The sequence below is a fragment of the Okeania sp. genome, assembly GCF_983059655.1.
The window spans coordinates 1-5,072 of record NZ_CEZPJD010000591.1 but is presented as its reverse complement, the minus strand read 5'-3'; the positions used below and the strand labels follow the sequence as shown (position 1 = coordinate 5,072).

General features: G+C 36.6%; 3 protein-coding genes. 2 read left to right on the top strand and 1 reads right to left on the bottom strand.

Features of this window, described 5'->3' with window-relative positions; translation table 11 throughout:
• A partial coding sequence (locus AC3DU7_RS24760) for a two-partner secretion domain-containing protein (protein WP_488041956.1) occupies nt 1-1,374 on the bottom strand: 1,374 nt, incomplete at its 3' end.
• Between the two features lie 1,311 nt (nt 1,375-2,685).
• Between AC3DU7_RS24760 and AC3DU7_RS24755 the strand changes: the two genes are divergently transcribed.
• Nucleotides 2,686-3,873, top strand: a complete 1,188-nt coding sequence (locus AC3DU7_RS24755) for a M20 family metallopeptidase (RefSeq protein ID WP_488041955.1) — start codon at nt 2,686-2,688, stop codon at nt 3,871-3,873.
• Between the two features lie 468 nt (nt 3,874-4,341).
• Nucleotides 4,342-5,072, top strand: a 731-nt coding sequence (locus tag AC3DU7_RS24750; protein WP_488041954.1) for an Hpt domain-containing protein, incomplete at its 3' end; no start/stop codon positions are given.

Sequence of the window (5,072 nt, the reverse complement as noted above, 5' to 3'; positions counted from 1 at the left end):
ATTTTCATTAGATTCAACTTCAGAATTATCTTCTACTATTTCAGTTGCTTCTAACTCTCCAACCTCAATATTTTCTGGATCTAATAAAATCGTTCCAGAATTTCCAGATGCAGCACTAACATTAACATTTCCATCAAAAATTAACTGTTGTTTTCCCGAAACTTCAACAAACCCGCCATCCCCAGAAAAATCTCCACCTTTAGCACTAATATTTCCCCCAAAATTAGTTATGCCATCTGACCAAACTATTACCCTTCCTCCATCACCATAACTAATAGCATCAGCCGAAATAAACGAATTTCCGTCAACAAAAGTTTGCTGAGAATTACTCACTATTCCATTGCCTTGAAAATCACCTCCTATTAATATTGTTCCCCCTCCATTCAAACCATTAGCATTAATATTTGCATCTATCACTGCCACGCGATCGCCCAAAATATTAACCTGTCCACCAATATTCCCAGAAGCTGATACATCTATATTTCCCGCAGCAAAGGCATCTCCCGATACATCCGCAACCATTGTATTTGTATCTATCAAAACCACATCACCATCAGCATTAACAGTCATGGATGTAGCATGAGTTGCTTCTCCACCTGTTAATAACTGTGGTAAAGATAGGGGAGTAAAATTTGAAATATCCGCTCCATTTTCCACTGATGAAGCAACTTCCAAACTTAATAAATGTCCTGGTTGAGATATTCTCAGGATATTACCACCTTCCACTGCAGCGATCGTAATGTTACCTCCTGCTGTAGAAAGTTCCCCAGTATTAACAACGATACCACCAAGTAAAGTCAAATTTTCACCGGGAGTTAAACTTAAGTTTCCTTCATTAACTATAGCGCCTGGGTTTAATACATTAAATCTATAACCACTGGGGTTCCCTACTAGATTTGAGTAGTCATTTGTTCCCATGGCCTTAAACCAAAAGTTATTACTGTTAAAACCAATACCTGTGGCGGTAGTAACGCTGAAAGAGGCAGGTATATTCAGTCTGGCATTCGGGCCGAACATAATTCCAGCAGGGTTCATGAGAAAGAGGTTGGAGTTACCACCGATAACTTGGAGCAAACCATTAATAATTGAGGCATTTCCACCTGTAACTCGGCCTAAAATATTTCGGGTATCAGGAGTAGTAAGAAAGTTTGCTGTTTGGCCGGAGTTGAGGTTGAATTGTTCAAAACTGTGGAAGAGGTTTGCCCCACTCTTGGTTCCCCCTTGGATATTAAATTGGTTGCCCTGTGAGGTGACGGTTGTTCCTGTGCCATCGTTAGCAGGGGTAATGGGTTGTGCTGTAGTGGGGGTTGCGACTGCTATTGCTAACAGAGGCATTAGTAGAGATAAAGGATAATTTAACCTAACAGTTTTCATAGTTTAGCAAAGACACCTAATTTAACTGTAAATTTAAAATACTATTTATTATATTTCAGTTAATTTAATAGTTATGCAACAAAGCAAAATCACGCTATTTTTATTTCTTAAAAAAGATAATTTCTCAAGCTCACAATACGGAAAATTTCTAGGTGTAAATTTTTAACAAAACTGATTTTCACCTCCAGAAAAACTTTAGGTTTAATATTTTTCAGGCAAAACAAATTTGGCGTTGCTGAAGCACGTGTATGATATTAATTTTAATTACTTAGGGTTTGCGTATGGAAAGTCTTTTTGCTCTTTGTAGGGAGTAGGGAGTAGTTAGGAGTTAGGATAAATGGGGATTACAGAGTCAGTGGCTATTCATAAATTATTCGGTAAAGTAGTCAGGAGAAAGAAAAGTGCTTTTCGGTATAAAAAAATAAGATTTATGGATTTTTTCAAATATTGGATAGAAGCTACAATTTTCCCCTAAACAAAGAAAATTAGTAAGCATTCAGCCGTCAGCTATCAGCTATCAGCTATCAGCTATGAATTATTAACTGATTATCACACGCTCAGGAGGAATTAGTTTCCAAGGAGAATTAAAACTTATGAATAAATTGGTCTCCTTTAGCTCACCTTAGAAAGTCCTGTACGTTTAAAAGCTGAATGCGAGCGCATTCCGCAGGAAAAGCTAAATGTTAATAGCTGAATGCTTACGAAAATTATTCAAACAATGAAGTGCTTTTTCACAGTTTTGTAAGTTGAATTGAGGAAGAATATTCCCAGTTTATCTACAGGATTAACCAAACACCATAAATATTTAGTTTTCACTAATTTTTCCTAGGCAATGCTACACAAACAGGTATTATATAGTCAAAAAAATATATAAGTACTACCTAAAACCTAAGACCTATTATACAATTTTTAATTTTTTCTACACTTTATTAAGTAGGGGGTTAGGGGAGTGGAGGAGAGATAAACATTAGAATAATGAGCATTAACTTGCCAATAACTAAGATAAGAATGATTTTATCCGTATTAATTACTTAATAGCTGAAGTTCCAGCCAAGTATAGTATTACTTTTGGAAATTGGTATTAATCAATCCTCTTCTTAACAAGAAAAGTTCAATAATTGATAATGGATAATTACTTTTCCCTAAAAGGAAGAGAATTGAATAAAAAGAAAATTAATTCATTGTTTCTCCTTTAAAGTAGAGGGTTTAAACCTTAATTATTCGGTAATTGTTAATTATTAATTGTTAAACATCAACAGAACATAACTGCTAAGTTAGATAAACTCAATACGACACAAATATAAAATTTCTATGCTTACCAAAATTAAAGATTTAGCAACTACCCTCGCCCCCCGTATGATTGAAATTCGTCGTCATATTCACTCTCACCCAGAATTAAGTGGCCAAGAGTACCAAACGGCTGCTTATGTTGCAGGTGTGTTATCTTCCTGTGGTCTTCATGTACGAGAGTCTATCGGTAAAACTGGTGTTCTGGGAGAACTCAAAGTTAATAATAATAATCAATGGCTAGCTATTCGTACCGATATGGATGCTTTGCCGATTAAAGAATGTACTAATTTAGATTTTGCCTCCCGTAATGCTGGCATTATGCACGCCTGCGGTCACGATGTCCATACAACTGTAGGACTAGGGGCAGCAATGGTATTATCTGAATTGGGAGAACCCTTACCAGGTAATGTTCGGTTTCTGTTTCAACCAGCAGAGGAAATTGCCCAAGGTGCAAGTTGGATGATTGAAGATGGGGCACTTGAGGATGTACAGGGAATTTTAGGGGTCCATGTCTACCCCACTATTCCAGCAGGTTCGGTGGGTATTCGTCACGGAGTACTAACTGCTGCGGCTGATGATTTGGAACTGACAATTATTGGGGAATCTGGTCATGGTGCCCGCCCCCATGAAGCTATTGATGCAATTTGGATCGCTTCCCAAATAATTACTAATTTACAACAGGCCATTAGCAGAACTCATAATCCTTTAAGACCTGTAGTGTTAACAATTGGTAAGATTAGTGGCGGAAGAGCGCCAAATGTGATATCTGACCAAGTAAAAATGTGGGGAACAGTACGATCGCTTCATCCAGATACCCATAAAGTTTTACCTGCATGGATTGAAAATATTGTGGCTAATATTTGTGGTTCTTATGGCGCTAAGTATGAACTAAATTATCGTCAGGGAGTACCATCTGTACAAAATGACCCAGCATTGACTCAGTTGGTTGAGTCAGTTTCTCTGGAAGCTTGGGGTAGCGATCGGGTTTGTATTTTATCTGAGCCTTCCCTTGGTGCGGAAGACTTTTCTATGTATTTGAAGAAAGTTCCAGGTATGATGTTTCGTTTGGGAGTGGGACACAAAGACAAACCTAATTATCCTCTGCATCATCCTCAATTTGAGGTCGATGAATCTGCTATAGTCACTTGTGTGGTTACCTTGGCTTATGCTGCCTATAAATATTGGCACAATCGCTATTTAGGCCATTAAAATCCTGGTTGGGGAAGAAATTAAAAGTCAAAAGGAAGAAGGAAGAGGGAAGAAGGAAAAATACTGTGTTGTCTGAGTTTTAAACTTTTAATCTGTACTAATACCATTTCGGAAGAGTAATGCTATGTCTGATTACCATCTCCCCATCTTCCTATCTCTTCATTAATTCAAAGAATACTTTTTGAGATAATGTAGGGCGCAAAAGTCAAAAGCATTTCTTGACGGAATGCTCCACAAACGGCAAGATATTCAGTTATTAATGCTAAAATAAAAGTAGTAACTTCAAGTTAATAGAGTTTTCTACTAAACTCCTTTTTTTCTTACCTAATTAGTTAATATAGCGTTTCTCAAATTAGTGAGATAGACCTATCTTTAATTTGTCTTCTATTCCCTGTTCCCTAGAACCAAAAAATTTTGGACCTCACCAGCACGGGAATTGCTATAATTGTAATTGTTAGGAGAAATATTATGTCATCAGAACAAGACGATCGGATTAAACAATTATTTATATTAGAAGCAGAAGAACATTTAGTTACTTTAGAAAATGGGTTGGTAGATTTGAAGTCTACAATGTCAGATTCTGAAGCTATTAATGATATGTTTAGAGCCGCTCATTCTGTAAAAGGTGGGGCTGCTATGTTAGGAATGCACAGTGTACAAAAGGTAGCTCACCGTTTAGAAGATTGTTTCAAAATAATCCGCGAAAATCCTGTTGATATTGACAAAACAGTAGAGTCTCAATTTTTAAAAGGGTATGATACTCTCAAAGAGTTAGTAGAACGTCTACAAAGTCCCTATGGTTTGAGGGAAGAAGAGGGACAAGACATTGTTGATGGTGCTTTGCCTATATTTTCAGAATTAGAAACTAATTTGAATACTTTAGTAGGTGGTGGTACTGTTTCTCAATCTACTAATGGGAAGACAATATCTAAATCTAATTTTGCTCAACAAGTTAAAAGTAAGTTAAAAGAAATGTTGGAGGTGTTTAAACAAGCTGATTCTCCTGACTCTAGAAAACAGCTTATAGAGGTTTGTAATGGTTTGTTGAATTTGGATAAAAATACAGAAATTTGGAAGAGTTTAGTTACATATTCTCAACAGGCGATCGCTAGTTCTAAGTTGTCTTATCAAATTCTAGCTCCTGTAATTATTAAAGAACTTAATCAAGCAGGTGAGTTGATCCAAGCAGGAAAAGTACA

Bases quoted from the DNA above. Each gene is read 5' to 3' on its own strand.
- AC3DU7_RS24755 (WP_488041955.1), top strand. From the start codon at position 2,686: ATGCTTACCAAAATTAAAGATTTAGCAACTACCCTCGCCCCCCGTATG.